Source organism: Microbacterium sp. NPDC089698 (assembly GCF_044749045.1).
Lineage (GTDB): Bacteria > Actinomycetota > Actinomycetes > Actinomycetales > Microbacteriaceae > Microbacterium.
The window spans coordinates 119,473-145,582 of the sequence record NZ_JBIVHE010000007.1; the positions used below are offsets into that span (position 1 = coordinate 119,473).

Here is a 26,110-nt window from a genome sequence, read left to right on the forward strand (position 1 = left end):
AGTCACGCCTTCATCCTACCGGCGCGCGTCGGAGCCCTCGGCCGGTGCGGCGGAGCCCGCGGCAGGACCGTCGGCATCGCGGGACTCGGCGATCTCGCCCTCCGAGACGGCCCGCAGCGAGCCGCGGTCGACGGTGAGGGTGAGCGCCGTGCCGGCCGGGGCGTCGGCGGGGTCGCGGACGATCACGCCGTCGTCGCGGTGCGCGATCGCGTATCCGCGGGCGAGGGTCGCCGCCGGCGACAGCGCGCGCAGCGAGGCGCGCAGCTCGGCCGTGCGTCTCCCGGCCGTGTCGATCGCGCGTCCCAGCGTGTCCCGGGAGCGGGCGGCGAGCAGCCACACCTCCTGCGCACGGCGCTCGATGAGCGGCTCCGGATTCCGCAGCACGGGCCTGGACCGCAGTTGTTCGAGCTGGGCGATGTCGTGCGCGATGCGCTGCGACACCCGGGTCGTCGCCCGGGCCCGCAGCTGCGCGACGAGCGCGCGCTGCTCGCCGACATCGGGCACGACCCGCTTGGCGGCGTCGGTCGGTGTCGAGGCGCGCAGGTCCGCCACGTCGTCCAGCAGCGGATGGTCGTTCTCGTGCCCGATCGCGCTGACCACGGGAGTCGCAGCCGCGGCGACCGCGCGCACCAGGCGCTCGTCGCTGAAGCCGAGAAGGGTCTGCGGATCCCCGCCGCCGCGCGCGATGACGATGACATCGACCTCGGGATCCGCGTCGAGCACCTTGAGTGCCGCGAGGGTCTCCGGCACGCAGCGATCGCCCTGCACCGCGGCGTGCACGGTGCGGAAGCGCACCTGAGGCCAGCGCAGCTCGGCGTTGCGGTGCACGTCCTTCTCGGCATCGGAGTTCTCACCGGTGATCAGTCCGATCACGTGGGGGAGGAAGGGGAGCGGCTTCTTGCGCGAGGGGTCGAAGAGGCCCTCCTGGCGCAGCTGCGCGCGCAGCCGCTCAAGACGCTCGAGCTGGTCGCCGAGGCCGACGTGCTTCATCGCCGAGACCGTGAAGCTGAAGTCGCCGGCCTTGACGAAGTAGTCGGCCTTGACTGCAGCGACCACGTGGTCGCCGACCGCGAGGTCGGCGGGGATCCGCGCCCGCACGCTCGACCACACCCGGATCGAGATCTGCGCGTCCGAGCGGGTGTCCTTGAGACGTGCGAAGACGTTGCCCGCGCGCACGTTCCAGCTGGTGATCTCGCCCTCGACCCAGACCGTGCCCCACTGGGCCACGAAGTCGCGGATCGTCGCGTTCAGCCTCGCGATGGAGGTCGGAGCGTCCGCAGAGGACTCGCGCGGCGCGACGGAGTCGGCGGGCGGGGCCTCACCGGGGACGGAGGCGGCTTCGAAGACGGTCATCGCCTCCCCAGCGTAGCAATGGCCTTCTGCCGGATCCCGGCCGGCTGTCAGGACGCCGCCGGTAGAATCGGGGCGTGAGTTCTCCCGTCGCGCTGCCCGTGCCGCAGATCCCTCGCCGCCGCCCCACGGCCGTGCGCGAGCCGCTCCAGGACCGTCCCGTCGACGGCCGCAAGCGCGTGCTGCTCGCCGCGCCGCGCGGCTACTGCGCCGGTGTCGACCGCGCCGTGGTCGCGGTGGAGAAGGCCCTGCAGCGCTACGGCGCCCCTGTGTATGTGCGCAAGCAGATCGTGCACAACATCCACGTGGTCACCGAGCTCGAGGAGCAGGGCGCCATCTTCGTGGACGAGGTGGACGAGATCCCCGAGGGCTCGCACGTCGTCTTCAGCGCTCACGGCGTCTCGCCGATGGTCGTCTCCGCCGCCGAGGACCGTCACCTGCACGCGATCGATGCGACCTGCCCGCTCGTGACCAAGGTGCACCGCGAGGCCGTGCGCTTCGCCCGCGACGACTTCGAGATCCTGCTCATCGGCCACGACGGCCACGAAGAGGTCGAGGGCACCGCCGGAGAGGCCCCGAACCACGTCACGGTGGTGAACTCCCCGGCCGAGGCGGACACCGTCGAGGTGCGCGACCCGTCCAAGGTGGTCTGGCTCTCCCAGACCACGCTCTCCGTCGACGAGACCATGGAGACCGTGAACCGGCTGCGCACGCGCTTCCCGGAGCTGCAGGATCCGCCGTCCGACGACATCTGCTACGCCACCCAGAACCGGCAGGTCGCGATCAAGAAGGTCGCCGCCGACGCGGATCTGGTGATCGTGGTCGGATCCGCCAACTCCTCCAACAGCGTGCGCCTGGTCGAGGTGGCGCGCGAGTACGGCGCGAAGGCCGCCTACCGCGTGGACTACGCGGACGAGGTGCGGCAGGAGTGGCTCGACGGCGTCACGACGGTCGGGGTGACGAGTGGCGCCTCCGTGCCGGAGGTTCTCGTGCAGGAGGTGCTGCAGGCGCTCGCCGAGGCCGGCTACGGCGATGTCGAGGAGGTGCGCACGGCGGAGGAGGACCTGATGTTCTCGCTGCCGAAGGAACTGCGCCAGGATGTCTCCGGTCAGCGCGACGAGCGGGCTCTGGGCGGACGCAGCCGATGACCGATTCCGGTTCCGTGGAGCAGCCGCGCCGGCCGGCCTTCGGCGAGTACGCGACCCCGGAGGAGCAGAGCAGGCGATCGGGACGGCCGCTGGTGCCACCGCCCGTCGTTCCTGCTTCGCCGACGGCGGAGCCTGTCGCCCCGCCTGCCGCTCCCGCAGCGGCGACGGGGGAGCGCCCGGCACACCCGGTCGACCGGATGGCATCGATCGCGCTTCTCGCCTACGGGCTCTGGAACGTGATCACCTCGATCATCACGTTCATGAACCCCTCCTCGCTCATGACGACGATGCTGCAGGCGGTGGGGATCTCCGGCACCTTCTCGAACTACGGGCAGGCGCGGGTCTGGGGCATGGTCGCCGGCGTGGTCCTGATCGTCGGCTGGATCGCGACCGCCGCCTGGTCGGTGCTCCGGCTGCGACGCGGCAAGCTCACCTGGTGGCTCCCGGTCGCGGGCGGGGTCGTGTTCGTCACCCTGTCGGCGATCTGCATGATGGTGCCGTTCTTCACGGATCCGGCTGTCATGTCCTACCTGAGCGGGCAGATGCAGAAGTAGACCCCTCCCACCGTGAGAGCCCGGCCCCTGCGGGACCGGGCTCTTCGCGATCCGGGGATCAGTGCGCGTTGCCGTTGTTGAAGTGGTAGCCGCCGTTCCCAGTGCCGTGGCCGCCATGCGCGCCGGGACCGCGGCCTCCCGTGCCGGGCTCGACGTGGTTGGTCCTGGTGTGCACGATGTCGTAGTACACGCTCTGGTCGGCCGCGTTCGGGAACACCCGGTAGGTGAAGACGTTCTTGTCGAGCTGCACGATCGGCACGACGCGCTGGAACAGCACCGCGCCGTTCGCGTCCTTGGCGGCGATCCAGCGCGACGAGCCGTCGGCTGCGACGCTCCAGTCGCCGTGCATCTTCGGGCTGTCGTCGAGGTTGTACATCGTGAAGGTGCCATCGGCCTTGAAGTAGGCCCAGCCCACGAAGTTCGACACGGCCGGGTCGTCCAGCGCCACGCGGTTCCCCTGGGCGTCGCGTGCGCTCGTCGTCTTCCACGGTGTGGACGCCAGCGTCTCGGACGGGGGCAGGGCCTTCTTCGCGAAGGGGGCGGCGACCGCGGCGGTCGGGGCGGCTGCGGCGGCCGTCGTGGGGATGACGGCGACGGCGGCGAGGGCGATGGTCGAGGCGGCGATGAGCCTGCGCGAGAGGGAGATGTTCATGTCCTCCACGTTAGGAATCCGGATCTCGCCCCCGCATCGGCCGATCGGCTATTCCGGGCCTCGCCGACCGGATGATCCCGCGGCGCCGATGCCGTCCCGACGGATCGAACGGATCGAACGGATCACGGGAGCACGCAGCGTCCATACTGGGAGCACGACGCCTCGGGATCCGGGTTCGCGGTGGGCACGGCCACGTCTCGCCCACCGGTGAACCTTCGGGGCACGGGCCTCGTTTCCCTGTGAGGAGGCGACTGTGGACGATGACGACGAGCGGCTGACGGCGCTCTACGACGTGCACGCGGGACCGATCCGCCGCTACGTCGTGCACCTCACCGGGAGCAGCGCCTCGGCGGACGACGTGGTGCAGGAGACGCTGCTGCGTGCCTGGCGCACGCCGCGGATCCTGGAGCAGGAGGTGACGACCACCCGGGCGTGGATGTTCACGGTCGCCCGGCACCTCGTCATCGACGAGGCGCGCAGCGCCCGGCGGCGCCATGAGCAGTCGATGGCCGACCTCCCCGAGCGGGTCTCGGGGGACGTCACGGACCGGCTTTTCGACGCGATCCTCATCGAGGACGCGCTCGCAGACCTCAGCCCGGAGCATCGCGCGGTGATCGTCGCCGGCTACTACGGAGGCCGCAGCGTCGACGAGATCGCGACCGAGCTCGGCATCCCGGGCGGCACCGTGAAGTCGAGGATGCACTACGGACTGCGGGCCCTGAGGCTCGCGCTGCAGGAGAGAGGGGTGATCCGGTGAGCGTGGATCCGGATCCGTTCGCGACGTGGGACGCCGCCTATGCGATGGGCGCGCTGTCCGCGGCGGATCGTGCGCGGTACGAGGCGCATCTCGCGGTCTGCGCGGACTGCCGCGCGGCGCTCGCGGAACTCGTCCCCGCCGTGGGGCTGCTGTCGCGCGTGCACGCGGACGATGCGGCGCGGATCGGCACCGAGGACGTCGACCCCGCGGGGCCGAAGCTCCTGTCGATCGCCCGGGCCAGGCGGCGCTCCCGGCGCCGCGCGCTGTGGGCCGGTGTCGGGATCGCGGCCGCACTCGCCGTCGCCGTGCCCGTCGCGCTCGTCGCGCTCGCTCCGCGGCCGGCGGTCTCCGTCGCCATGAAGGGAGCCGGTGAGGTGCCCTTGAGCGCGACGGTCTCGCTGACCCCGGTCGCCTGGGGGACGAAGATCGACATGGCCTGCCTCTACGCCGCCGACGCTCCCGATGCGGGCTGGACCTACGTCCTCACGGTCGTCGGGGGTGACGGGAAGAGCACCGACCTCTCGACCTGGAAGGCCGATCCCGGACGCACGGCGACCCTCTCGGCGGGAACCGCGCAGCCGCTGTCCGACATCCGCACCGTCGAGATCCGCAACGCGGCGGGCACGGTCCTGCTGCGTCAGGACATCGGCCACGGTTCGACGTCGGGGTGATCCTCGACGGCCGATCCGGAGACGACAGGAGCGCCGCGGGAAGGGACTCCCGCGGCGCTCCTGGATGCCGGTTTCTGCGGTGCCGGTGGTCAGCTCTTCGACTGGCCGTAGGAGCCGAGCTGGCGCGTCGACTCGATGACGCGCTGCGCCATCGCGGTCTCGGCGACCTTGCCCCAGGCGCGCGGGTCGTAGACCTTCTTGTTCCCGACCTCGCCGTCGACCTTCAGGACGCCGTCGTAGTTGTTGAACATGTAGCCGGCGATCGAGCGCGTGAATGCGTACTGGGTGTCGGTGTCGATGTTCATCTTCACCACGCCGTTCGCGACTGCGAGGGCGATCTCCGCGTCGGTGGAGCCGGATCCGCCGTGGAAGACGAGGTCGAGCGGCTTGGCGCCCGTGCCGTACTTCGCGGCGACCTGCTGCTGGATCTCGCCGAGCAGCTCGGGGCGGAGCTTCACGCCACCCGGCTTGTAGACGCCGTGCACGTTGCCGAACGTGAGGGCCGCGATGTAACGGCCCTGCTCGCCGAGGCCGAGAGCCTGCACGGCCTGGTCGACGTCCGCGAACGTCGTGTAGAGCGCCTCGTTCGAGCCCTCGTGCGCGACGCCGTCCTCCTCACCGCCGACGACGCCGATCTCGACCTCGAGGATCGCGTTGATCGCCTTCATGCGGGGGAGGAGGTCGCGGGCGATCTCGATGTTCTCCGCGAGCGGCACGGCCGAGCCGTCCCACATGTGCGACTGGAAGATGGGGTTGCGGCCCGCCTTGACCTCTTCCTCGGAAGCGGCGATGAGCGGCTCCACGAAGCCGGCGAGGGCATCCTTCGGGCAGTGGTCGGTGTGCAGCGCGACGGTGACGGGGTAGGACTTCGCAACCTCGGTGGCGAACTTCGCGAAGGCGAGCGCGCCGGTGGCGCGGGCCTTGACGGTCTGGCCGGCGAAGTAGTCGGCACCGCCGGTGGTGACCTGGATGATGCCGTCGGATCCGGCCTCGGTCAGACCCTGCAGCACGGCGTGGATGGTCTGCGAGCTGGAGACGTTGAAGGCCGGGTAGGCGAAGCCGCCCGCCTTCGCGCGGTCGAGCATCTCGGCGTACTGATCCGGGGTGGCAACGGGCATGGCTTCTCCTGTGCTGGACGACGGGGGTCGGTGCCACTCTAGCGCCGCAGGATCGGCGATTCAGAGCGCGTGACGGCGGGCCCGAGAACGCGGATCTTCGGCCTGGTAAAGAAGAGCCGATCTTTCGGTTTCCTGGCGCGGAAATCTGCGGATCCGTAACCTGCCCGCGCCTACGCTGGGGTGCATGGTGAGCCTCACAGCCGATCTCAGCCCCCTCAGCCCCGACCGCAACCTCGCATTGGAGCTCGTCCGTGCGACGGAGGCCGCGGCGATCCGCGCCGTCCCGTTCATCGGGCGCGGCGCGAAGGAGGCGGCCGATGGCGCCGCCGTGGACGCGATGCGCGCCTTCCTCGGCACCGTCGACTTCGATGGTCGCGTGGTGATCGGCGAGGGCGAGAAGGACAACGCCCCCATGCTCTTCAACGGCGAGCACGTCGGCAGCGGATCGGGCACGGGCCCGCAGTGCGACATCGCCGTGGACCCGATCGACGGCACGTCGCTCACCGCGGCCGGCCGCCAGAACGCGCTCTCGGTGATCGCGGTCTCCGATCGTGGCACGATGCTCGACGCCTCGAGCGTCTTCTACATGGACAAGCTCGTCACGGGCCCCGCCGGTGTCGGCGTCGTCGACATCCGCCTCCCCGTGGCCGAGAACATCAAGCGCCTGGCCGGCGCCCTCGGCAAGCCGGTCGAGGAGATCGTGGTCTCCGTGCTGAACCGTCCGCGTCACGAGCAGCTCATCCAGGAGATCCGCGACGCCGGCGCCGGCACGCGTCTGATGAGCGACGGCGACGTCGCCGGCGGCATCAATGCGGCCCGTCACGGCGCGCGCACCGACATGTGCATCGGCGTGGGCGGCAGCCCCGAGGGCATCGTCACGGCGTGCGCGATCAAGGCGCTCGGCGGGCACATCCAGGGCCGCCTGTGGCCGCGCGACGACGACGAGCGCCAGCGCGGCATCGACGCCGGACTCGACATGGACAAGGTCTACGAGGCCGACGACCTGGTGAGCGGCAACAACACGATCTTCGTCGCCACCGGAGTGACCGACGGACAGCTCGTCGCCGGCGTCCGCCGCGACGGCGACTACCTCTACACGGAGAGCGTCGTGCTGCGCAGCGCGTCGGGAACCCTGCGCCGTATCGCCTCGGAGCACCTCGTCTCGAAGTGGCTCTGACCGCTCTGCACACGGCACCGGCTCCCTGAGGGAGGCGGTGCCGCGGAAGCCTGCTGTGGAGGCCCGCGGGTAACGACCTGATCGCATTCCGCGTCTTCTCGGCGTCACCTGGCACAATGGAGGAGGCGCCGACCGGCGTGCACGGCGCATTCAGCGCGGTTCGGAATGCGGAGCAGGGGAGCGTGGACGATGGCTGCGGAGAAGATCTACCGCCAGGAGACGGTCACCGACACCGGATCCGTCAAGATCGTCGAGATGGATGCCGCTCGCCGCACCGACGTCCTTTTCCGAGTGCGCCGCGAAGAGGGCCACGAGATCAGCGCCTGGTGGATGATCGGGGCCTTCGTGCTCTTCTCCGCCACGGTCGTCGCTCTGCTCAGCGGGGTTCCCGGGAGCGCGTGACCTCCTCCTGATCGGTCCGATCGTGGTGCTCACCGCGGTCGGAGTCCCGGTCGATCCGCGCAGGGGCGTCCGCGTCCTGACCGCTCAGTCGGGCACGCAGCTCGCCGAGGTCTGCACGGATCCCCTCCGCATGGCCTGCATCCGCGGATGATGCCAGCTCATCGGCGGTGAACCGCCGCGTCGAAGCGGTCAGCGTCGTCGGGGCGGTGAGCACATCGGCGTCCACGCCGGGGAAGCGGCGCGCCGTCACGAGCACCCGGGATTCGAGGGATCCGGCGAAGCGGTTGTAGCTGTCGACCGTGCGCTCGAGCGCGCGACGCAGGTCGTCGGCGTGGCCGGCCAGCACGCCGAGCCGGTCGTACAGCTGCGTGCCGAGATCGAGGAGCACGGCCGCCTCCGCGGACAGCTCCTGCTGCTTCCAGGTGTAGGCCACGGTCTTCAGCACGGCCCACAGGTTGACCGGGGTGGCCAAGGCGACGCGCTTGTTGAAGGCGTAGTCGAGCAGAGCCGGATCCTCGTCGAGCGCGGCCGACAGCAGCGACTCGGTAGGCAGGAAGCAGATCACGAACTCGGGGCTCACCTCGAGCCCCGACCAGTAGGCCTTCTTCGCCAGCGCGTCGATGTGCGATCGCACGGCCTTGACGTGCTGCTGCATGAGGGAGCGCCGCTGCGGGTCCTCGGATCCGAGTGCTCCCGCGGCGAGGAAGGCGTCGAGCGGGGCCTTGGCGTCCACGGCGATCGACGCGCCGCCGGCGAGACGGATCACCATGTCGGGGCGGCCGTGCCCCGCATCGGAGTGGATCGTGGCCTGCAGGTCGAAGTCGACGTGCCGGGTCAGGCCGGCGGCCTCCACCACGCGCCGCAGCTGGGTCTCGCCCCACACGCCGCGCGCGGAGGTCGAGCGGAGCGCCCCGGCGAGCGACTCGGTCGTGGAGCGCAGGGCCTCGCCGCTCTCCTCGGTGCGCCGCAGCTGTTCACTGAGCTGGCCGAACTGGGCGTGCCGCTCGCGCTCCAGCACGGTCACGGTCTGCTGCATGCGGTGCAGGCTCTCGCGCACCGGGGCGAGCGCGGTGAGCACGGCGTTCTCCTGACGGACGCGTTCCGCGGCGTCGTGCTGTTCGCGGCGCGCATGCTCGACGGCGTCGCGGTACAGGTCGTTCTGCCGGTCCCTGTCCTCGCGCACGACGGCGAGCTCTGCGTCGGCGCGGGCGAGATCGGCGGCGCCGCGGCTGCGGCCGAGGAACCAGCCGAGCGCGAGGCCCGCCACGGCGGTGAGTGCGGCGATGAGCAGTGCGAGCGCGTCCATGCGTCCATCATGGGCGGGGCCACGGACATCGCGGGAGAGCCCGGCCGTGGGCGGCCGGAACGGCGTCAGGCGGCGGCGCGCACCTTCTGCGGCGCGGCGGGGGCGAGAGGGGCGCCGAGGCGCACGCCGATCGCGTCGGCGAGCTGCTGCACCGTGCCCGACGCCGTGCGCCGGGCCGCGTCGATCACGATCTGCGCACACGCACGTGCGTCTGCGAGGGCGTCATGGTGCGGGAAGGCCCCGAAGCCGGCGGCGGCTGCGGCGACCGGGAGCTTGTAGGAGTCGAGGTCGTACACCTTGCGTGCGACGCTCAGGCTGCAGAGCGATTCGTACGGTGGGCACTCGTCTCCCGTGGCCTCGCAGGCGCGCCGGATCACGTTCAGGTCGAAGCCCGCGTTGTGCGCGACGAGCACGTCGGCGCCCGCGAACGCGCAGAGCCGGTCGAGCTGCTCACTCCAGCCGTCGGCGTCGACGACCTCGTGCGCCTCGATGCCGTGGATCCGCACGTTCCATTCCTGGAAGGCGTCGTGCCCCGCCGGAGGGCGGATCAGCCAGCCGGTCTGCGCGACGACGATGCCGTCCCTGACGCGGACCAGGCCCACCGCACACGCAGAGGCAGGGGAGGAGTTCGCCGTCTCGAAGTCGATCGCGGTGAAGTCCAGTGCCACGCATCCACCCTCCGTCGCGGAGGCGCCTGCGTCGTCCAGGCGCGCCGGGGCGGTACGGATCCGGGCGTAGGCTCGGCCCATGGTCGAACGTGCGACGAGCTTCGGATCCGAGACGGGCAGCTATGAGAAGGGACGGCCGGAGTACCGGTCGGACGCGGTCGCCTGGCTGCTGGAGCCGCTGGCGGAAGGCGACAGGGCGGTCGTCGACATCGGTGCGGGGACCGGCAAACTCACCCGCGCCGTGCTGGCCCTGGGCGGCACGGGCGTGACGGCCGTGGATCCGGATCCGCAGATGCTCGAGGCCCTGCGGGAGAAGACGCCCGGTGTCGAGGCCGTGACCGGCACGGCGGAGGCGCTGCCGCTGGCCGACGCGAGCGCCGACGCCGCCACTCTCGGCCAGGCCTGGCACTGGGTGGATCCCGTCGCCGCCTCCGCCGAGATCGGCCGCGTGGTGCGGCCCGGTGGCGTGCTCGGGCTCGTCTGGAACGTGCGGGACGACCGCACCGAGTGGGTGCGACGGCTGACCGAGATCATGGGCGGCAGCGCGGCGGAGGAGATGATCGGCGAGAACGCCGTGCGCGTCGCCGCTCCGTTCGGCGAGCTCGAGGAGCGGCGCTGGGAGTGGTCGCGGGACATGACGCGCGCCGAGCTGCACGCGATGGCGAGCTCGCGCAGCCTCATCATCACGTCGCCGCCCGAGGAGAAGGTGCGGATCGCGCGGGCCATGGACGAGCTCTTCGACGAGCTCGGCCTCGCTGAGGGTGCGACGCTGTCGATGCCGTACGTGACGGCCGCCTATCGCGCGATCCGCGGATCCTGAGTCGAGGCGCACCCCGGTAGACTCGTACCCCGTGGCTCTCACCATCGGAATCGTAGGACTGCCCAACGTCGGCAAGTCCACCCTCTTCAACGCCCTCACCAAGAACGACGTGCTCGCGGCGAACTACCCGTTCGCGACGATCGAGCCGAACGTCGGCGTGGTGAACCTTCCGGACGCGCGGCTGAACGCGCTCGCCGAGATCTTCGGCAGCGAGCGGATCCTGCCCGCGACGGTGTCGTTCGTCGACATCGCCGGCATCGTGCGCGGCGCGAGCGAGGGGGAGGGGCTGGGCAACCAGTTCCTCGCGAACATCCGCGAGGCCGACGCGATCGCGCAGGTCGTCCGCGGCTTCGCCGACGACGACGTGGTGCACGTGGATGGTGAGATCGACCCCAAGAACGACCTCGAGACGATCAACGCCGAGCTCATGCTCGCCGACCTGCAGACGCTCGAGAAGGCGATCGTGCGCATCGAGAAGGAGGTGCGCGGCCGCAAGACCGACGCCTCCGTGCTCGACGCCGCCAACGCCGCGAAGGATGCGCTTGAGCGCGGCCAGCTGCTCTCGACGAGCGGCATCGACCTGACTCCGATCAAGGAGCTCGGCCTGCTGACCTCGAAGCCGGTCATCTTCGTCTTCAACGTCGACGAGGCCGTGCTCACGGACGCCGCCCGCAAGGCGGAGCTCGCCGCTCTCGTCGCTCCCGCGCAGGCGATCTTCCTGGACGCGAAGATCGAGTCCGAGCTCATCGACCTGGATCCCGAGGACGCCGCAGAGCTCCTCGCCTCCACCGGTCAGGACGAGTCGGGCCTCGACCAGCTCGCGCGCATCGGGTTCGACACCCTGGGGCTGCAGACCTACCTCACGGCCGGCCCGAAGGAAGCGCGCGCTTGGACGATCCACAAGGGCGACAAGGCTCCTCAGGCGGCGGGCGTGATCCACACCGACTTCGAGAAGGGCTTCATCAAGGCCGAAGTCATCTCGTTCCAGGACCTGGTGGACACCGGATCCGTGGTCGAGGCCCGCTCCAAGGGCAAGGCGCGCCTTGAGGGCAAGGACTACGTCATGCAGGACGGCGACGTGGTGGAGTTCCGCTTCAACGTTTAGGTTTCTCGTGTGGGTGTACATGCCAGACGGTTACCCGAACTGATGCGTGACGGCGATACGGGACCTTCCGCCGACGTACCTGTGGTGGGCGACGGACTCGCGGTCAAGTCTCCAGAGGGCAGAGCGTTTCTTCGAGGGCAGCTCACCCCTGACGAACCGGTTATCCCCGGACCCATCATTGCGACTCACCCCGAGCAGCCGATGGCAGCATCCCGGTACATCGAGATGATCGAATATCACGGCGAGCCGCAATGGACAAGTGTCGTGGGGTCTGTGTCCCGGAGGGCGTGGGAGGGGCTCGAGACTCCCGTGCTGCGGAACCTGAGCTACCGACCGTATCCTGTTGAGCGTCGCACCCCAGTGGGCCGCGATGCCGATGCGGCAATGACGCTCTTCCCGCCGGTCGTTCTGAGTGCGGCTACGAAGCCGATCGCGCTGAGCCTGACGCCAGCAGAACGAAGCGCCGAGGACCTCGTTGAGAACCGCGACACGGTGCTCGAGATCTCGGGACTCGAGCTCTGGCGGACGGCGACAGGCATGGGGGCAAGCTCTTCTCTGATGTCGGGTTCGTCACCACGGTTGAGGTTCCGCTGTTGACGTTGCCGATGCAGGAATGGCTCACCAACACCTTACGCAGGGTAGCCGTTCGCTCGGTCCTTCGAAGCGCTCCCGAGCGGTCGCTCTAAGCTTGAATCCATGCTCATTGGAATGATCCGCCCGTGCGAGACGCACATCCTCACCGTGCAGGCGTAGGAACTCGACGAGATCCAGGATCTGATCCGCGCGCAGGCCCCTGCAAATTAGGAGACGTCCTCCGCACCCGTGTCGATGAGTTCCGGTTCAACGTCTAGGTTTCTCGTGTGCATTCGCTGCGTGATCCGGCGGTCATCCGTCCTCGACACCGCGAGATTGCCGAGCCGTTGGCGGTCGTATGAGCGATCGGTCCGGCTATGTGCCGAACGAGCTGTTATCGCGCCTTGTCGGCAACCGGATCTACTCGGTCGAGTTCGTCCTCAGCGGCTACGTGCAGCTGTGGTTCGATGGGTAACCAGGCGGATAATGTCGACGTCGAGGTCGCTCATCTGACGGGCTTCGCTGACGGCGCATGGACGGCCTGGAGGCCCGGAGAGGACAGCCTTGAGGATCTGGTCACTGCCAGACACTGACGGCTGATCTGCTGGCGTCGATGCTGTGCTGGTTCGTGTTCGCGAGCCGGCGGGCGAGCTCGCGGAGCAGGTCATTCATCGCTTCCAGGGCTGAGAGCCACTGCGTCTGTGCAACGCGATATGCGTCGCGTGCCTCACCTGACCAGTCCGACTGCAGCTGCTGTGACCGTCGATCGAGGTCTTCCAACACGCTCGCGATGTTCCTGCGAGCAATGACCATGTCTGCCACCAGGCCCGCGATGTCGTTGTGGCGAACACGGATCTGCATGAACTACCGCTCCTCGGACTGCGGAACGCTGAGATCGATCTCCCGCAGCTGGTACGGCTGGGCGACGGCGTCGGTGAGGTAGAAGGTCATGAAGATCACGGCAGCCTCGTCGGCGGTGAAGATCTCGTTCGTGAATACACGAACCATGCGCTTGTCGCTGATGGGGACGGTCGTCGTCTCGTTGTTGTGGGGTTCCTGGCGTCCCACCGCGTAGAGGTGCGAGGTTCCGTCGGAGGTCATCACCCGCGCCTCGATCGCCAGCTTGTCGGCGCTGCCTGCGGCCTGGATGAACGTCTCACCCATACGGCGAGGATCACCACCCGGCTCCGCAAGCCGCCAGATGGAGTACGTCGTGCGATCGTCACCGTTCATTCTTGACAAGATGCGATGAATGCCATCCGAAATTGGGCGGCCCCACTCCTCAAGATAGCCGGACGTCCCCCCGCCGATCTGCTCGCCATGAGTTTTTGTCATGTTCATGGAACATGCACCACCTTTACTTCGGTGATTTGAATCACATCACCATTGTAGATTCCGGTCGCTGGATTCTCGGGATTGACCCCAGAATCGAATATGCGCTGCGGATTTCCATTCCGGAAGTAATCGTCGTAGGCGCTCCCGGACTTCACTTCCACGCCTGCGTACGTTCCGTCAGGTTTTTGATAGATGCCATCGTAGTATCTGGCCGTCCTCCCTGACCCGTCGTAGTTGACGCGCACCTTATCAGAAATGATGTTCACACCACGCTCGTCACGGATCAGGTCGAGGCCTTGTTGTTCTTTGAGTGCGTAGTCGGGGATGGGCGCGTCGGGGTCGCGGTTGGTCCAGTGGCCGCCGTCGTCACGTCCGTCACCACGATTCACACCGGGTTGCCGGTCGCTGCTCTTGGCTTCGCGGAACATGCGGTTCATGCTGTCGCCGAGGAGTCCGGCGCCACCGCTCGCGAGGGCGGCACCGCCCACAACAGCAGGGACAGCGATCGGTGTGCCTGTGCCGACCGTCACCACCTCCAGCCCGCCACCGCCGACGATCAACGCCCCACCACCCACGATTCCGAGAACGCCGCCGAGCATCTCCAGCACGAGATCGGGATGCTCCCAGAGGTTCTGTGCGACACCTCCCAGGAAGTTGAGAGCGGCCAGGAATGGGTGAACGACGGTCGCATCAATCATCGTGCGCGCGGCGGCATCCATGACGGCCTGTTGCGCTTGCTCAGGTGTGAGCGGAAGCGGGGCCGCGTCGCTGGCTTCGCCGATGATGTTCGCGTACCCGGTCGCCAGCACGTCCAGCTGGTACCGGGCGTTCGCGAGTACCTGCTGTGCTTCCTCGTGCGCGGATCCGGACGGGTCGACGAACGGGACATCGACCTCGATGTGGCGCAGACCGGAACTACGCCACATCGTGCGTAACTGCTCGTCGTAGGTAACGCGTGCCGCGACGGCCTGCGCTTCGGCCGCGTTCCACATCTCGATCGCGCGCGCTGCTTCACCCTGCGCCCATTCCAGCGCGCCTGCGTAGTTCTCGAGTGCGTTCGCTGCCGCGATGAACGTGTCGCTCGTTGTCCGCCAGTACGACAGTTGATGTTCGAAGCGTTCCAGATACTTGTCGTAGGCCGCGCCGGACCAGGAGCCATCGTCGTCGAGCTTCGCGAAAGCGGTACGCGTGCTACCCGCCCGAGTGGAGATGTCACGCCAGTCGGTTGCGCCGGATCGTGCGTTGGCCGGTGACCCTGGAATCAGATCGACCGCGTTCTGCGTTTGACCGAGTTCCATCACGAGTCCCAGATCAGCGAGTCCATCTCATGCTTTCCTGCATCCTGTCCCTCGTCGAAGATCCGGGCAGTGGTCTTCAACTTGTCCGCGAAGTCATTCAACTCGCCCACACGAGTTTGCAACCCGATGCCCCACTTCTCCGTGAAACAGCGGACCGCCTCTGTGATCTCCGCGTGATGCAACGCCGCCGGTCGCGGCAGATCCGTGCTCCCGAAATCCTCGGCGATCCTGACCGTCTTCGACGCCATCGCTCTCAGCTGATCAGTGTCCACACCGTAGTCAGCGCCCACAACGCCCCCCTCCAACCACACCCTCACGATAGGCGACGCACGCTCAGGCCGACGCGTGTCCGCTGTCACCGCTCAGCGGCGACGGCAAGGCCGCCCAATCTTCGCGTCAGCGCCCCTGGCGCTTCTTGTAGGGCTTGGGCTGTCCCTTCACGGCGGGAGCACGGCCCTTTCCTTTGGAAGCCTTGGCCTTGCCACCGGACGGCGCATCCGACTTCTGCGGAGGCGGTGGGGCCGCGGCGATCCTGTCGCGCGCCTCGGGGAGCAGGAGAAGGCCGGCGCTGGTCAGGGTGGTTGAGCTTCCACGGGTGACGAGCGGGTGCCCGACCTCTTCTTCGAGCTTCTCGATGGACGAGTACAGCGCGGCGAGCGGGATCCCGAGCCGGGCGGCTGCGCGCGGGAAGTGCAGTTCCTCCGCGACGGCGACGAACCGCCGAAGCTGGGTGATCTTCATGGAGTCCGTCCTTTCGCGCACAGATCGCGGCGTCGTCCAGCGTACGGGCTTCCGCGCCGTCGCACCCACGCGCCGCAGGTGCCCGCCCTCGTAGGATGACGGTGTCGTCCAGAGGAGGCACGGCCATGTCCGATACCGATGAGCAGTCCACGCCTCGACATGTCCCGGCGCCCGGCGAGCCCACGATCCCGGAACTCGAGGAGGACGAGAACATCGCGCCTCGTCCGGAGGAGGAGATCGCGGATCTGTTTCGCGCCGAGCCCGACGAGGGGAACCGGGTCAGCTGACCCGGCGCACCTCCTGCGGCCAGCCGCAGGCCTCGGCGATCCTGCCTGCCCAGACCTTGGCGGTGTCGTCGTCGGCGACGTCGATGATCGTGAAGCCTCCGATGCGCTGCTCGCCCGGGGCGAAGGGGCCGGAGGCGATCACCGTCGCTCCGCTGGTCGCGTCCGCGGTGAACGCCGCATCGTCGTCCTCGTGCACGCCCGCCGCGAAGACGAGGGCGCCGGTGTCCTCGATGTCCGACACGACAGCACTGGCGAGCGGGCCGCGTCCGGCGACCCACTCCGGGCTGTGATCGCCGACCCACTGCTGGTTGAAGTAGATGATGTAGTGCGCCATCGCCGCTCCTCGCATCGCCCGTGTGATCACGGGCTGTGCCGCGATCGTACGCCGCGGATCTGGTGCCGGCGAGCCGCGTGGCGGAGCGCGTGGGGACCGTGCCGCCCCGGCGACCGCCCCAGCGGAGGCCCTGGTGAGACTCGGTACGATGTCCCGGTGACTACCGAGAACAACAGCATCTTCGAACCCGATGGCCGCGCGATCCCCTACATCGATGAGATGTCGGAGGGTGACGGACCCGTTCTGGTGCTCATCCCGGGTCGCGGCCTCGAAGGCGGAGCGCTGGGATCGGTCGCACACATCCTCGCCGGTGAAGGGATCCGCGTACTGCGGATCGGCAACCGCAAGGACGACGACGCGACGCTCGAAGACCGGGTGCAGGACGCGAGCGACGTCATGGACCACGCCGGCATCGGCGCGACGTGGATCGGCGGTCACGGCGTCGGCGGCACGGTCGCCCGCGCCCTCTCCGCGAAGCGCACCGACCGCGCCCTCGGCGTGCTGCTGCTGGGCGTCGAGGACGTCGACGTGCCGATCGCGCCCTCCGTGCCGATCCTGATCATCCAGGGCTCCGAAGACGATGTCATGCCGCCGGCGAACGGCGAGAAGCTGCGCGCCTCCGCGGTGGAGCGCGCCAGCGTCGTGACGATCGAGGGCGGCGGGCACCTGTTCCCCGTGAGCGACCCCGTCGACACGGCGTTCGCGATCGAGGACTACCTGGCCTGGGACTGATGCCGGACGCCGCCGAGCGGTCGGTGGGCCGCACCGTCCTCCTCGTGATCGACATGCAGGCGGGCGTCATGCCCGGCTGCTTCGACGAGCACGGGGTGCTCTCGAGGACCGAAGCCCTCGTGCGCCGTGCGCGCAGCGAAGGCACTCCGGTGGTGTGGGTGCACCACGACCCCGTCGGTGTGGGCACGCCGGACTGGGAGCTCGCGGCGCCGCTCGCCCGCGCCGACGGCGAGCCTCTCGTGCGCAAGAGCTACCGGGACGCGTTCGCCGGAACCGACCTGCCGGCGGTGCTCGACGGCTACGCCGCGACCCGCTTGGTCGTCGCGGGGGCTCAGTCCGACTTCTGCGTGCGCACGACGACTCAGCGGGCGGCGGCGGAGGGCTACGACGTCACGCTCGTGCGCGACGCGCACACGACCATCGACACGACGGCGGACGGCGTCCGGATCACGGGCGAGCAGATCGTCGCCCACACCAACATGTACTTCGCGGGGCTCCGCTATCCGGAGCAGGAGTTCGCCGTCGTGCCACACGACGAGGTCGCACTCGCCTGAGAAGCCTGGCGCGAATGTCCGACCCCGGTGCGAGGATGGGCGCATGCCCGAGTCTCCGGAGGTGCAGGCGCTGGTCGAATTCCTCGACGAGCGGATCCGCGGTCGCGCGATCGCCGAGCTGGACGTCGGTGAGTTCCGCATCATCAAGACGCGGGATCGCCCGCCGGGCTCGCTGATCGGCGCGCGCATCCAGCGTCTGGAGCGCTTCGGCAAGCACGTCGGCCTCGACACCGACGAGGGATGGCTGATGATCGGCTTCGGCCGCAACGGCTGGATCCGCTGGACCGCGCCGGAGGATCCGCCGAGCGACGAGCCCGTTCCGGAGGTCGCCCGGATCGCGCTCGACGACGGCGCGGTGATGCAGCTCGTGGACATGGGCGACTTCCTCGCCGTCACCGCCAACGTCGTGGACGCGCCCGCCGACGTCGCGGGCATCGCGGCACTCGGGCCGGATCCGCTCGAGGAGGGCTTCGATCGCGAGGCCTTCGAGCGCGCCCTCGGCAGCCGGCGCAAGCAGATCAAAGCACTCCTGCAGGAGCAGACCTCGCTCGCGGGGATCGGCAACGCCTACTCCGACGAGATCCTGCATCGCGCGAAGATCCCACCCGCCGTCCACGCCGCCCTGCTCGACGGCGAGGAGCGGGATCGGCTCTTCCACGCCACGATCGATGTGCTGCGGGGTGCCGTCGCGGATCGGCGGGGTCTGCCGCCCGACCGGCTCAAGCCTGCCAAGGTTGCCGCGATGGCAGTGCACGGGCGCGGCGGGGAGGCTTGCCCGGTGTGCGGGACGACGATCGTCGACCGCGTCTTCGGCGGCGCCTCGGCGCAGTTCTGTCCCCATTGCCAGCCCGAACGGTCCGCGGCCTGAACCGACCCCGGGGATAGCATTCGGTGGTGAGCGAGCTTCCTCTGCGACACCGTTGGCGCGTGCGCGCGACGGTCTCGATCATCGTCGGCGTAGTGGTCGGCTTCCTCGTCACGCCGTTCCTCGGCCTCGCGGCGGGGATCCTCGCCGGGTGGGGCACGCTCGCCCTCGTGAGCGTCGTCTGGATCCTGCTGGTGGTGTGGCGGATGGACGCCGCGCAGACGCACGCGCATGCGACCGAGGAGGATCCCGGGCGCGGTGCCGCCCGGGTGATTGCGCTGACCGGCAGCTTCGTCAGCATCGCGGCCGTCCTCGTCGTGGTGCTGCAGGCCCGGCACGCCGAGGGCTGGACCCAGTTCGCGCTCGCGGGGAGCGCGGTGCTGAGTGTCGCCGCCTCATGGGGGCTGATCCAGACCGACTACATGCTGCGGTACGCCAAGCTCTACTACGACGGCGCCGGGGGGATCGTCTTCAACCAGAAGGAGGACCCGGAGTACACCGACTTCGTCTACTTCTCGGTCGGGCTCGGGATGACCTACCAGGTGGCCGACACCAACGTCACGCGCAATGCGATCCGGCGCATCGTCATCGCACAGACCACGATCGCCTACGTGTTCGGGGCGCTGATCCTCGGCACGATCATCAACCTCGTCACGGGACTGGGATGACCGCGGGGAGTTCCTCACGCAGGCGCGGCTCGGTGCGCCTTTCGGGGCGCACGCCGGCCTTGTCGGCGTAGAACGCGCGGATCCGGTCCATGTCGGCCGCGACGTCACCGGTGAGCTCGAACGTGGGCCCGAGGCCGGTCGTCATGGTGGTGCGATCGACGAAGCCGAGGGTCACCGGCATCCCCGTCTCGCGCGCGATGCGGTAGAAGCCGCTCTTCCAGTACTCGTTTCCGCCCCGGGTGCCGTCGGGCGTGACGACGAGCCCGAACACAGCGCCGCCGTTCACCTGCGAGACGACCTCGTCGACGACGCGGGATGGATCCGATCGATCCACCGGGATGCCGCCGAGGCGGCGCATGAGCGGACCGCGCCAGCCGCGGAACAGGCTCTTCTTGCCCAGCCAGTGCACGTCGAGGCCGAGCCGCCACGCGATGCCGAGCATGAGCACGAAGTCCCAGTTCGACGTGTGCGGGGCGCCGACCAGCACCGTGGGGCGCGTCGGGGCCGGTTCCGTCGCGAGCGTCCAGCGACTGAACGCCCAGAACAGGCGGGCGGCGAGGCGTTTGAGCATCCGTCCACGGTAGAGGGGAGCGCATGCCGCGCTCCGCATGAATGCGGGATGGGAACGGGCGCATGACCGGACGCGAGGTCCTGGTCATGCGCCCGTGGGGGGCGTGCCGCGGGTCAGGCGACCTGCGGCAGCAGGGAGAACGACACGGCGCCCTCCTCGTTCACGTTCGCGTCGAGGACTTTGTCGTCCAGGACGATGGCGGCCTCCCCTTCCAGGAAGACCGGGGCGCCGGGCAGATCCAGGATCTGATCGTCCGGCTCCGGCGAGATGACCACGTCGGCGGCGAGGCGGGGTTCGCCCGCCTGTCCCGGCGTCTCGGCCGTGTGGATGCGCAGACCCGCACCCTCCGTGTCGGTGCGACGACGGACGAGCGTGGTGACCAGCGCGGTGGCGTTGTCGGTCAAGGTGAGCACGAGGCACTCCTTCCGGTTGCGGACATGCCGAGGACACGGCATGTGTCCGGGCCACGATTCCCTCTTGGGGTCGAGCTCTCAACCGCTCTGCGGCGATTCGGCCTGATTCGGAGGGTCTTCCCACCTGGGAGCGCGAGGCGGCGCGGGCGTGTGCTTCGGGTGCGCTGGCACGCGGGCGGGCCGGCTTCAGGCAGCGGCGGTTCGGAGTGCCGCGGCCGTCGCCGGATCCAGCCCCGGCACCTCCTCCGTCGGCACGGCGAGAGCGAGCAGCGACCGGCTGAAGTAGTTGCGCGCGGCGGACGCGAGGGTGATGTCCACGATCTGACGGTCGTCGAAACCCGTATCCCTCAGGCGCTGCGTGTCGGCGTCGGTCATCGCGCGCGGATCCTTGGAGAGCGCCTCGGCGTAGCGGATCACGGCCTGTTCGGCAGGGGTGAAGCCGGCGTCGTCGCCCTGCGCGAACGCGGCGAGCCCGTCCGCGGTGAGCACCTCGGCCCGAAGCGACTTGCGCCCATGGGCGAGCAGACAGTGCGGGGACCCGATGGCGCGGGCCGCACCGAGCGTCGCCGCCTCGTACACGCGTACGCCGATCGATGGGACGATCGCGCGGATGAGGGCCATGAACGCCTCGTGCGCCGCCGGATTCACGGCCATCGCCCTTGTATAGGCGAAGACGAAGCCGGCGTCAGCGAGGTCTTCGGCGTACATGTCGGCCGCGTGCCCTTCTGCGGTCTCGGCCGGGGGAGTGCTGATGATCATGGGAGGCTCCTTCGCGTCCGCGTCGGGGCTTTCTCGCAGGCGGCGATCCCCAGCGCACGAGCGAAGACTACGCCGGGCGAACGGCCCGCGACATGGGGCAGACGCCTCAACGGCGCCCGCTGCCGCGCACGGGCGTAGCATCGAGGGATGACCACCGCAGCCGAATCCGAGCAGCAGACCTCCGCGGACGCCCAGCGCCCGACGAATGGTGCTGCTCCGGGCGGCGTCTCGGGCGGCCTGGCGCTGTTCCCAGGCCTCGACGACGCCGACGCCGGCCTCTGCATCGACGGCGTCTGCCGCCTCCCCGGCACCAAGGCCTGACCGAGCCCCGCTCCGGCGCTCCAGCCCCGGCGCTCCCTTTCAGAGTCGTCCCCGTCAGCGGACCCTATGGCGTGCGCTCGTGGGGACGACTCCGGGCCGTGCGCGGCCGCATCCCGATGACGCCCCGAAGGGCGGGTCAGGCAGCGCGGGGGACCCCGAGCAGTCGGAGGTCGCGGGCGATGGACCCCGGGTTGTCCCGGAGCTCCCGGGCGGTGCAGCGGATCTGCACGCGGTCGTGCGCGGCGAGTGCTCGCTGGCGGGCGAGGTCGTCCTCCCAGTGCTCGACCTCTATGTGGAAGGCTCCGTCGACCTCGAGCACCAGGGTTCGCCCATCGGACAGCAGCCACTCGCAGTCGGTGAACCGGATCCGACCGCTCGCATCCCGACGCTTGGTCTGCTGCCGGGGCATGCACAGCCCGTACTCGCGACACATCCGCAGCACGTCGAGTTCCGCTACGGACTGGGATCCTTCTGCGATCTCGCCGAGTGTCTGGCGGAACATCGGTGCCCAGCGCAGAGGCCGCATCCGATCTACCCAGTCGCGAAGCAGTGCCGGCGTCGTGAGTCCTTGCTGCACCGCTGCCGCCACCACTCCCTCTGCCGTGCGCGTCGAGGGCTGGTACGTCGCGAAGTGCAGCACAGCCGGTTCGAGCCGGCAGACAGGCAGATCGAGGTCGGCTCGTCTCATCGTCCTCAGAGGGCGTCGGGTCTCGACGAAGCGGATCCCCTCGATCGGCGGTCCCAGTTCGCGGCCTTGCGGGACCAGCACGGTGATCTCATCGCGATGCCAGTTGCGCAGCCCGCCGAGCTCTGCTGCCGTCAGTCGCCGATCAGCGCGGCGCCGCCCGCGTGCAGGACACCGAGCCGCATGAGCTGCGTTCGGGTGAGTTCGCCGGTCGTCGTGCCGATCACGAGCGACGATCGTGCGACCCACCGATCCGTCGAGATCCGATGCCGGATCATGCCTCTCGTCACCCCGAGCGCGTGCAGCTGCGCCCGGGTGATCAGCCCCTGTTGTGCGTGTGCGATGTCGCGCCATCCCATGCCACGCAAGCGTGCCGCATGGAGGCGAGGCGATGCGGAAACTATCCACAACCACCGAGTCGTCCCCACCAGCGGGCCCCATGGCGTGCGCTGACAGGGACGACCCGGAAGGTGGAGACCCGCATCACCGAGTCGTCCCCACCAGCGGGGCCTATGGCGTGCGCTGGTGGGGACGACTCGAGAAAAGCAGGGTCAGTGCATCGCGGGGGCGGAGCCCTCGGGGGAGCCGGCCTCGTCGGAGTCGTCCTCGGGCTTGCGGATGACGAAGGCGCCGAGGATCGTCACGGTCGCGATGACCGCGCCGATCACGAAGGTGCTGCGCGATCCGGCCGCGACGGCGTCGGGCACCTCGGTGCCGCCGTTCGCGTTCACGATGAGCGTGAACACCGCGATCATCACCGCGATACCGGCCGCACCCGCCACCTGCTGCACGGTGCCGATGACCGCGCTGCCGTAGGAGTAGAACTTCGGCTTGAGCGACGCCAGCGACGCGGTGAACAGCGGCGTGAACGACAGGGCCAGCCCGATCGACAGCAGCGTCTGCGCGACGAGCACGATCCACACCGGGGTGGTCGTGGCGAGGGTCGTATAGAACCACAGCGACGCGGCGGTGAGGATCGAGCCCGGGATCAGCAGGATCTTCGTGCCCCGGGAGTCGTAGATCCGCCCGATCACGGGGCCGAGCAGGCCCATCGCGAGCGCACCGGGCAGCAGCACGAGGCCCGCTTCGGTGGTCTCCAGGCCGAGCGCCTTCTGCAGGAACAGCGGGATCACCGTGAGCGTCCCGAAGAACGCGAGCGACAGCAGGAACATCTGCACCATCGAGAGGGTGAAGTCGCGCGAGGCGAACACGCGAAGGTCGAGCAGCGCGTCATCCTTGCGCTGCAGGACCACCTGCCGCCAGAGGAACGCGACGAGGCCCACGACGCCCACGATCAGCGAGATCACCAGGGGAGCGGCGGTTCCGCCGCCGCCGGCGAGGGCGCCGATCTGGCTGAGGCCGAACACGAGACCACCGAAGCCGAACGCGCTCAGCACGATCGAGAGGACGTCGAGCGGTGCGTCGGTGCGCTCGCCGACGTTCGTCAGGAAGCGCCAGCCGATCACCATCGCGACCAGTGCGATCGGCAGCACGACCACGAAGATCGCGCGCCAGCTGAAGTGATCGAGCAGGAAGCCCGACAGCGTGGGGCCGATCGCGGGTGCGAGCGAGATGACGATGCTGACGCGCCCCATCATCCGGCCGCGGCTCGCCGCGGGGACCAGGTTCATGAGCGTCGTCATGAGCAGCGGCATCATGATCGCGGTGCCGGAGGCCTGCACGACGCGGGCGATGAGGAGCACCGTGAAGCCGGGCGCGAGCGCGGCGATGAGCGTTCCCGCGGAGAACAGGGCGAGGGCGCCGAGGAACATCTGCCGGGTCGTGAAGCGCTGCAGCAGGAAGCCTGTCGTGGGGATCACGACCGCCATGGTCAGCATGAACGCGCTCGTCACCCACTGCGCGGCGAGGGGCGTGATCTTGAGATCGTCGATGAGGTGCGGGATCGCCATGCTCATCGTCGTCTCGTTGAGGATCGCGACGAAGGCGGCGGCGAGAAGCACCCAGATGACCGCCATGTCTCGGCGGGGGATGAGAGAGGATCCTGCGCTCGTGGGCACGGAATCGGTGTGTGTGGCGGACATGCGCTCCTCCGGGAATGCGTTTCGAGGGGGAAGCTGCGCGGAACGGCGAGCGACTCCCAGGCTAACCACAGGGTCGGACATTCCATTCCCGGATCGGATCCGCGGCCGTCCGCGCTGCCGTGAGCAGCGCGCTGCGGCGCGCGTTGCGCCCTGAGCGGACGGGTCCGGCGGGTGCGCCGCGACGTCCGTGCACGGACATACGCTTACCCCGAAGCAGAGAACGGCAGGTGCCGACGGCGAGGGCGACCGGCGGCGGGCAGGGGTGTGGGCGGATGAGCATGATGGCCAGGATGGGCGGCGTGCGCGGCGGCCGCCCCGTCGACGAGGCGGCGCAGCGCAAGCAGAACGCGGACGCGCCCCGCATCCCCGACCTCGGGCGCAGAGTCGTGGGGCTGTTCCGGCCCTACCGGAACCGGATCCTGATGACGGTCCTGCTCGTGATCGTCGGCGCCGCGCTCGGCGTCATCCCCCCGCTCCTGGTGCAGAAGGTCTTCGACGACGCGCTGTTCCCGCACGGCGGGGGAGGACCCCAGCTCGGGCTGCTGGTGGTCCTGGTCGTCTCGATGATCGGCCTGTACCTGCTCTCGTCCGGGCTGGGCGTCGTGCAGACCTGGCTCACCTCCACGGTCGGCAACAGCGTCACGGGCGACCTGCGCGTGCGGCTGTTCGAGCACCTGCAGTCGATGGAGCTGGGCTTCTTCACCCGCACCAAGACCGGCGTCATCCAGTCCCGGCTGCAGAACGACGTGGGCGGCGTCTCCGGCGTGCTCACGAGCACGGTCACGAGCATCCTCGGCAACACCGTCACGGTGATCGCCTCGCTCGTCGCGATGATCCTGCTGGACTGGCGGCTGACCATCATCGCCGTGTGCGTCATGCCGATCCTGGTGCTCGTGCAGCGCAGGGTCGGGCAGGTGCGCGCGCGGATCGCCGGGCAGACGCAGGAGTCGCTCTCCGAGCTCACCGCGATCACGCAGGAGACGCTGAGCGTCTCGGGGATCCTGCTCTCGAAGTCGTTCAACCGTCAGCGCTCCGAGTCGGCGCGCTATCAGGCGCAGAACCGCACCCAGATCCGCCTGCAGGTGCGCACCGCGATGAGCGGGCAGGGCTTCTTCGCCGTGGTGTCCGTGCTGATGTCGAGCGTCCCGGCGATCATATACCTCGTCGCGGGATTCCTCGTCGCCGGCGGCACAGGGACGATCACGGCCGGTGCGATCGTGGCGTTCACGACCGTGCAGGCGCGCCTGCTCATGCCGCTGATCGGGCTCATGCGGGTCGCGCTCGACGTGCAGACCTCGCAGGCCCTGTTCGCGCGGATCTTCGAGTACCTGGACCTGGTGCCGCAGATCCAGGACGCACCGGATGCGCAGCCGGCGACGGCGGCGCCGGGGCCTCGCGGGCGGCTCGAATTCCGCGACGTGCGGTTCCGCTACCCCGATGCGTCCTCCGCCGCGCGCGACACCCTGCAGGGCATCTCGTTCACGGCCGAGCCGGGCCAGCACGTGGCCTTCGTCGGGCCCTCCGGTGCGGGCAAGACGACGATCCTCTACCTCGCGCCGCGCCTCTACGAGGCGTCGGAGGGGGCGGTGCTCTTCGACGGCGCCGACGTGCGCGACCTCACGCAGGAGTCGATCATCGACGAGATCGGGATCGTGTCGCAGGAGACCTACCTGTTCCACGCCACGATCCGGGAGAACCTCGTCTACTCCAAGCCCGACGCGACGGACGAAGAGCTCGTGGCGGCGTGCACCGCCGCCAACATCCACCACGTGATCGCCGGCTTCGAGGACGGCTACGACACCGTCGTGGGGGAGCGCGGCTACCGGCTCTCCGGCGGTGAGAAGCAGCGCATCGCGATCGCGCGGGTGCTGCTCAAGGATCCGCCCGTGCTGCTGCTGGACGAGGCGACGTCCGCGCTCGACACGGTCTCCGAGCGCGTGGTGCAGGAGGCGCTGGACGAGGCCGCGAAGGGCCGAACCACGCTCACGATCGCGCACCGGCTGTCCACGGTGATCGGCGCGGACGTCATCCACGTGGTGCAGGAGGGCCGGATCGTCGAGTCGGGCACGCACGCCGAGCTGCTCGCGCAGGGCGGCCTCTACGCCGACCTCGCCGCGCAGCAGGTGGCCGCGGCCCGGATCGACGACGACATCCGCTCGGCCTGATCGTCGGAGGGCCGGGAGAGCCGGGCGCGAAGGCGCCCG

General features: G+C 69.4%; 32 protein-coding genes. 15 read left to right on the forward strand and 17 right to left on the reverse strand.

From position 1 onward, the window contains the following. Positions 1–15 precede the first annotated feature (15 nt). Positions 16–1,353: an exodeoxyribonuclease VII large subunit gene (xseA, locus tag ACIPY5_RS17455; protein ID WP_400972932.1), complete on the reverse strand. Its 1,338-nt coding sequence runs from the start codon at positions 1,351–1,353 to the stop codon at positions 16–18. Between the two features lie 131 nt (positions 1,354–1,484). On the opposite strand from xseA, the gene ACIPY5_RS17460 reads away from it, so the two are divergent. Both ACIPY5_RS17460 and ACIPY5_RS17465 read left to right on the forward strand, forming a co-directional pair. Then, positions 1,485–2,498 (forward strand): 4-hydroxy-3-methylbut-2-enyl diphosphate reductase, encoded by a 1,014-nt coding sequence (locus ACIPY5_RS17460; protein ID WP_309341052.1) that lies wholly within the window; start codon positions 1,485–1,487, stop codon positions 2,496–2,498. Continuing rightward, positions 2,495–3,052, forward strand: a complete 558-nt coding sequence (locus ACIPY5_RS17465; protein WP_400972935.1) for a DUF6264 family protein — start codon at positions 2,495–2,497, stop codon at positions 3,050–3,052. Before ACIPY5_RS17460 ends, ACIPY5_RS17465 begins: the two co-directional genes overlap by 4 nt. 58 nt (positions 3,053–3,110) lie before the next feature. On the opposite strand, the gene ACIPY5_RS17470 is transcribed toward ACIPY5_RS17465, so the two are convergent. Then, complete coding sequence (locus ACIPY5_RS17470) at positions 3,111–3,704, reverse strand: DUF4822 domain-containing protein (protein WP_400972938.1); 594 nt, start codon at positions 3,702–3,704, stop codon at positions 3,111–3,113. Positions 3,705–3,957: 253 nt separating this feature from the next. On the opposite strand from ACIPY5_RS17470, the gene ACIPY5_RS17475 reads away from it, so the two are divergent. Both ACIPY5_RS17475 and ACIPY5_RS17480 read left to right on the forward strand, forming a co-directional pair. Next, positions 3,958–4,461, forward strand: coding sequence for a sigma-70 family RNA polymerase sigma factor (locus tag ACIPY5_RS17475; protein ID WP_309341037.1), 504 nt, complete (start codon positions 3,958–3,960; stop codon positions 4,459–4,461). Beyond that, the gene (locus tag ACIPY5_RS17480; protein WP_400972941.1) at positions 4,458–5,132 is read left to right on the forward strand and encodes a zf-HC2 domain-containing protein; all 675 of its coding nucleotides are present in this window, start codon (positions 4,458–4,460) and stop codon (positions 5,130–5,132) included. Before ACIPY5_RS17475 ends, ACIPY5_RS17480 begins: the two co-directional genes overlap by 4 nt. A gap of 89 nt (positions 5,133–5,221) precedes the next feature. On the opposite strand, the gene fbaA is transcribed toward ACIPY5_RS17480, so the two are convergent. Then, positions 5,222–6,250, reverse strand: coding sequence for a class II fructose-bisphosphate aldolase (gene fbaA, locus ACIPY5_RS17485; RefSeq protein ID WP_400972944.1), 1,029 nt, complete (start codon positions 6,248–6,250; stop codon positions 5,222–5,224). Positions 6,251–6,434: 184 nt separating this feature from the next. On the opposite strand from fbaA, the gene glpX reads away from it, so the two are divergent. Beyond that, a complete protein-coding gene (glpX, locus tag ACIPY5_RS17490) occupies positions 6,435–7,427 on the forward strand; it encodes a class II fructose-bisphosphatase (protein ID WP_309341041.1) in 993 nt (330 codons plus the stop codon). 189 nt (positions 7,428–7,616) lie between these two features. After that, complete coding sequence (locus ACIPY5_RS17495) at positions 7,617–7,829, forward strand: hypothetical protein (RefSeq protein WP_045272196.1); 213 nt, start codon at positions 7,617–7,619, stop codon at positions 7,827–7,829. Here the strand turns inward: ACIPY5_RS17495 and ACIPY5_RS17500 are convergent. Together ACIPY5_RS17500 and ACIPY5_RS17505 are read right to left on the reverse strand one after the other, a co-directional pair. Beyond that, positions 7,804–9,135, reverse strand: a complete 1,332-nt coding sequence (locus tag ACIPY5_RS17500) for a DNA recombination protein RmuC (RefSeq protein WP_400972947.1) — start codon at positions 9,133–9,135, stop codon at positions 7,804–7,806. The genes ACIPY5_RS17495 and ACIPY5_RS17500 overlap by 26 nt on opposite strands. Before the next feature lie 65 nt (positions 9,136–9,200). Beyond that, positions 9,201–9,803 carry a 3'-5' exonuclease gene (locus ACIPY5_RS17505; protein ID WP_400972950.1) on the reverse strand — a complete coding sequence of 201 codons (603 nt, stop codon included), beginning with the start codon at positions 9,801–9,803 and terminating at the stop codon, positions 9,201–9,203. Positions 9,804–9,882: 79 nt separating this feature from the next. Here ACIPY5_RS17505 and ACIPY5_RS17510 point away from each other — a divergent pair, with 79 nt between their 5' ends. Continuing rightward, a complete protein-coding gene (locus tag ACIPY5_RS17510) occupies positions 9,883–10,623 on the forward strand; it encodes a class I SAM-dependent methyltransferase (protein WP_400972953.1) in 741 nt (246 codons plus the stop codon). A gap of 31 nt (positions 10,624–10,654) precedes the next feature. Beyond that, positions 10,655–11,728: a redox-regulated ATPase YchF gene (gene ychF, locus ACIPY5_RS17515; protein ID WP_309341574.1), complete on the forward strand. Its 1,074-nt coding sequence runs from the start codon at positions 10,655–10,657 to the stop codon at positions 11,726–11,728. Positions 11,729–12,877: 1,149 nt separating this feature from the next. On the opposite strand, the gene ACIPY5_RS17520 is transcribed toward ychF, so the two are convergent. The 5 genes from ACIPY5_RS17520 to ACIPY5_RS17540 all read right to left on the reverse strand — a co-directional run bounded on the left by ACIPY5_RS17520 (position 12,878) and on the right by ACIPY5_RS17540 (position 15,675). Beyond that, positions 12,878–13,162, reverse strand: a complete 285-nt coding sequence (locus ACIPY5_RS17520) for a WXG100 family type VII secretion target (protein ID WP_309341572.1) — start codon at positions 13,160–13,162, stop codon at positions 12,878–12,880. A 3-nt stretch (positions 13,163–13,165) separates the two neighbouring features. Continuing rightward, complete coding sequence (locus ACIPY5_RS17525) at positions 13,166–13,465, reverse strand: hypothetical protein (protein ID WP_309341571.1); 300 nt, start codon at positions 13,463–13,465, stop codon at positions 13,166–13,168. A 173-nt stretch (positions 13,466–13,638) separates the two neighbouring features. Continuing rightward, positions 13,639–14,934, reverse strand: coding sequence for a putative T7SS-secreted protein (locus ACIPY5_RS17530; RefSeq protein WP_400973273.1), 1,296 nt, complete (start codon positions 14,932–14,934; stop codon positions 13,639–13,641). Then, positions 14,934–15,224: a hypothetical protein gene (locus tag ACIPY5_RS17535; protein WP_309341569.1), complete on the reverse strand. Its 291-nt coding sequence runs from the start codon at positions 15,222–15,224 to the stop codon at positions 14,934–14,936. The genes ACIPY5_RS17530 and ACIPY5_RS17535 overlap by 1 nt, the downstream gene beginning before the upstream one ends. A 106-nt stretch (positions 15,225–15,330) precedes the next feature. Further along, a complete protein-coding gene (locus ACIPY5_RS17540) occupies positions 15,331–15,675 on the reverse strand; it encodes a LysR family transcriptional regulator (protein WP_400972959.1) in 345 nt (114 codons plus the stop codon). Between the two features lie 125 nt (positions 15,676–15,800). Between ACIPY5_RS17540 and ACIPY5_RS17545 the strand changes: the two genes are divergently transcribed. Then, positions 15,801–15,962, forward strand: a complete 162-nt coding sequence (locus ACIPY5_RS17545; RefSeq protein ID WP_400972962.1) for a hypothetical protein — start codon at positions 15,801–15,803, stop codon at positions 15,960–15,962. On the opposite strand, the gene ACIPY5_RS17550 is transcribed toward ACIPY5_RS17545, so the two are convergent. After that, positions 15,955–16,296: a YciI family protein gene (locus ACIPY5_RS17550; protein ID WP_400972965.1), complete on the reverse strand. Its 342-nt coding sequence runs from the start codon at positions 16,294–16,296 to the stop codon at positions 15,955–15,957. The two genes, ACIPY5_RS17545 and ACIPY5_RS17550, sit on opposite strands and share 8 nt — an antisense overlap. A 156-nt stretch (positions 16,297–16,452) precedes the next feature. Between ACIPY5_RS17550 and ACIPY5_RS17555 the strand changes: the two genes are divergently transcribed. The 4 genes from ACIPY5_RS17555 to ACIPY5_RS17570 are packed head-to-tail and all read left to right on the forward strand — an operon-like array spanning position 16,453 to position 19,115. Beyond that, positions 16,453–17,028: an alpha/beta hydrolase gene (locus ACIPY5_RS17555; RefSeq protein ID WP_309341562.1), complete on the forward strand. Its 576-nt coding sequence runs from the start codon at positions 16,453–16,455 to the stop codon at positions 17,026–17,028. Continuing rightward, on the forward strand, positions 17,028–17,582 hold the full coding sequence (locus ACIPY5_RS17560; RefSeq protein WP_400972969.1) for an isochorismatase family protein: 555 nt from the start codon (positions 17,028–17,030) through the stop codon (positions 17,580–17,582). The genes ACIPY5_RS17555 and ACIPY5_RS17560 overlap by 1 nt, the downstream gene beginning before the upstream one ends. Positions 17,583–17,625: 43 nt before the next feature. Next, the gene (locus ACIPY5_RS17565) at positions 17,626–18,450 is read left to right on the forward strand and encodes an Fpg/Nei family DNA glycosylase (RefSeq protein WP_400972972.1); all 825 of its coding nucleotides are present in this window, start codon (positions 17,626–17,628) and stop codon (positions 18,448–18,450) included. A 26-nt stretch (positions 18,451–18,476) separates the two neighbouring features. After that, positions 18,477–19,115, forward strand: a complete 639-nt coding sequence (locus ACIPY5_RS17570) for a DUF1345 domain-containing protein (protein ID WP_309341557.1) — start codon at positions 18,477–18,479, stop codon at positions 19,113–19,115. Here ACIPY5_RS17570 and ACIPY5_RS17575 read toward each other — a convergent pair. The 3 genes from ACIPY5_RS17575 to ACIPY5_RS17585 form a co-directional block, all read right to left on the reverse strand. Beyond that, positions 19,099–19,686: a 1-acyl-sn-glycerol-3-phosphate acyltransferase gene (locus tag ACIPY5_RS17575; protein ID WP_400972975.1), complete on the reverse strand. Its 588-nt coding sequence runs from the start codon at positions 19,684–19,686 to the stop codon at positions 19,099–19,101. The genes ACIPY5_RS17570 and ACIPY5_RS17575 overlap by 17 nt on opposite strands. Positions 19,687–19,799: 113 nt before the next feature. Beyond that, the gene (locus tag ACIPY5_RS17580; RefSeq protein ID WP_400972978.1) at positions 19,800–20,099 is read right to left on the reverse strand and encodes a Fe-S cluster assembly protein HesB; all 300 of its coding nucleotides are present in this window, start codon (positions 20,097–20,099) and stop codon (positions 19,800–19,802) included. A 186-nt stretch (positions 20,100–20,285) separates the two neighbouring features. Further along, entirely contained in the window at positions 20,286–20,858 is a 573-nt protein-coding gene (locus tag ACIPY5_RS17585) for a carboxymuconolactone decarboxylase family protein (protein WP_400972981.1), read from the reverse strand. 147 nt (positions 20,859–21,005) lie between these two features. Here ACIPY5_RS17585 and ACIPY5_RS17590 point away from each other — a divergent pair, with 147 nt between their 5' ends. Then, complete coding sequence (locus ACIPY5_RS17590; protein ID WP_309341553.1) at positions 21,006–21,179, forward strand: hypothetical protein; 174 nt, start codon at positions 21,006–21,008, stop codon at positions 21,177–21,179. Between the two features lie 136 nt (positions 21,180–21,315). Here the strand turns inward: ACIPY5_RS17590 and ACIPY5_RS17595 are convergent, their stop codons facing one another. The 3 genes from ACIPY5_RS17595 to ACIPY5_RS17605 form a co-directional block, all read right to left on the reverse strand. Then, positions 21,316–21,867, reverse strand: a complete 552-nt coding sequence (locus ACIPY5_RS17595) for a hypothetical protein (RefSeq protein WP_400972985.1) — start codon at positions 21,865–21,867, stop codon at positions 21,316–21,318. A 131-nt stretch (positions 21,868–21,998) separates the two neighbouring features. After that, complete coding sequence (locus tag ACIPY5_RS17600) at positions 21,999–22,223, reverse strand: hypothetical protein (protein WP_400972988.1); 225 nt, start codon at positions 22,221–22,223, stop codon at positions 21,999–22,001. 192 nt (positions 22,224–22,415) lie between these two features. Further along, the gene (locus tag ACIPY5_RS17605; protein WP_309340539.1) at positions 22,416–23,906 is read right to left on the reverse strand and encodes an MDR family MFS transporter; all 1,491 of its coding nucleotides are present in this window, start codon (positions 23,904–23,906) and stop codon (positions 22,416–22,418) included. Positions 23,907–24,187: 281 nt separating this feature from the next. On the opposite strand from ACIPY5_RS17605, the gene ACIPY5_RS17610 reads away from it, so the two are divergent. Beyond that, the gene (locus ACIPY5_RS17610) at positions 24,188–26,071 is read left to right on the forward strand and encodes an ABC transporter ATP-binding protein (RefSeq protein ID WP_396652886.1); all 1,884 of its coding nucleotides are present in this window, start codon (positions 24,188–24,190) and stop codon (positions 26,069–26,071) included. The last annotated feature ends 39 nt before the right edge of the window (positions 26,072–26,110 follow it).

Bases quoted from the DNA above. Each gene is read 5' to 3' on its own strand.
- ACIPY5_RS17540 (WP_400972959.1), bottom strand. From the start codon at position 15,675: ATGAAGATCACCCAGCTTCGGCGGTTCGTCGCCGTCGCGGAGGAACTG.
- ACIPY5_RS17500 (WP_400972947.1), bottom strand. From the start codon at position 9,135: ATGGACGCGCTCGCACTGCTCATCGCCGCACTCACCGCCGTGGCGGGC.
- ACIPY5_RS17560 (WP_400972969.1), top strand. From the start codon at position 17,028: ATGCCGGACGCCGCCGAGCGGTCGGTGGGCCGCACCGTCCTCCTCGTG.
- fbaA (WP_400972944.1), bottom strand. From the start codon at position 6,250: ATGCCCGTTGCCACCCCGGATCAGTACGCCGAGATGCTCGACCGCGCG.
- ACIPY5_RS17595 (WP_400972985.1), bottom strand. From the start codon at position 21,867: ATGAGACGAGCCGACCTCGATCTGCCTGTCTGCCGGCTCGAACCGGCT.
- ACIPY5_RS17585 (WP_400972981.1), bottom strand. From the start codon at position 20,858: ATGATCATCAGCACTCCCCCGGCCGAGACCGCAGAAGGGCACGCGGCC.
- ACIPY5_RS17465 (WP_400972935.1), top strand. From the start codon at position 2,495: ATGACCGATTCCGGTTCCGTGGAGCAGCCGCGCCGGCCGGCCTTCGGC.
- ACIPY5_RS17575 (WP_400972975.1), bottom strand. From the start codon at position 19,686: ATGCTCAAACGCCTCGCCGCCCGCCTGTTCTGGGCGTTCAGTCGCTGG.
- ACIPY5_RS17510 (WP_400972953.1), top strand. From the start codon at position 9,883: ATGGTCGAACGTGCGACGAGCTTCGGATCCGAGACGGGCAGCTATGAG.
- ACIPY5_RS17610 (WP_396652886.1), top strand. From the start codon at position 24,188: ATGGCCAGGATGGGCGGCGTGCGCGGCGGCCGCCCCGTCGACGAGGCG.
- xseA (WP_400972932.1), bottom strand. From the start codon at position 1,353: ATGACCGTCTTCGAAGCCGCCTCCGTCCCCGGTGAGGCCCCGCCCGCC.
- ACIPY5_RS17550 (WP_400972965.1), bottom strand. From the start codon at position 16,296: ATGGCGCACTACATCATCTACTTCAACCAGCAGTGGGTCGGCGATCAC.
- ACIPY5_RS17590 (WP_309341553.1), top strand. From the start codon at position 21,006: ATGACCACCGCAGCCGAATCCGAGCAGCAGACCTCCGCGGACGCCCAG.
- ACIPY5_RS17495 (WP_045272196.1), top strand. From the start codon at position 7,617: ATGGCTGCGGAGAAGATCTACCGCCAGGAGACGGTCACCGACACCGGA.
- ACIPY5_RS17545 (WP_400972962.1), top strand. From the start codon at position 15,801: ATGTCCGATACCGATGAGCAGTCCACGCCTCGACATGTCCCGGCGCCC.
- ACIPY5_RS17565 (WP_400972972.1), top strand. From the start codon at position 17,626: ATGCCCGAGTCTCCGGAGGTGCAGGCGCTGGTCGAATTCCTCGACGAG.
- glpX (WP_309341041.1), top strand. From the start codon at position 6,435: ATGGTGAGCCTCACAGCCGATCTCAGCCCCCTCAGCCCCGACCGCAAC.
- ACIPY5_RS17600 (WP_400972988.1), bottom strand. From the start codon at position 22,223: ATGGGATGGCGCGACATCGCACACGCACAACAGGGGCTGATCACCCGG.
- ACIPY5_RS17520 (WP_309341572.1), bottom strand. From the start codon at position 13,162: ATGCAGATCCGTGTTCGCCACAACGACATCGCGGGCCTGGTGGCAGAC.
- ACIPY5_RS17525 (WP_309341571.1), bottom strand. From the start codon at position 13,465: ATGGGTGAGACGTTCATCCAGGCCGCAGGCAGCGCCGACAAGCTGGCG.
- ACIPY5_RS17530 (WP_400973273.1), bottom strand. From the start codon at position 14,934: ATGGAACTCGGTCAAACGCAGAACGCGGTCGATCTGATTCCAGGGTCA.
- ACIPY5_RS17470 (WP_400972938.1), bottom strand. From the start codon at position 3,704: ATGAACATCTCCCTCTCGCGCAGGCTCATCGCCGCCTCGACCATCGCC.
- ACIPY5_RS17605 (WP_309340539.1), bottom strand. From the start codon at position 23,906: ATGTCCGCCACACACACCGATTCCGTGCCCACGAGCGCAGGATCCTCT.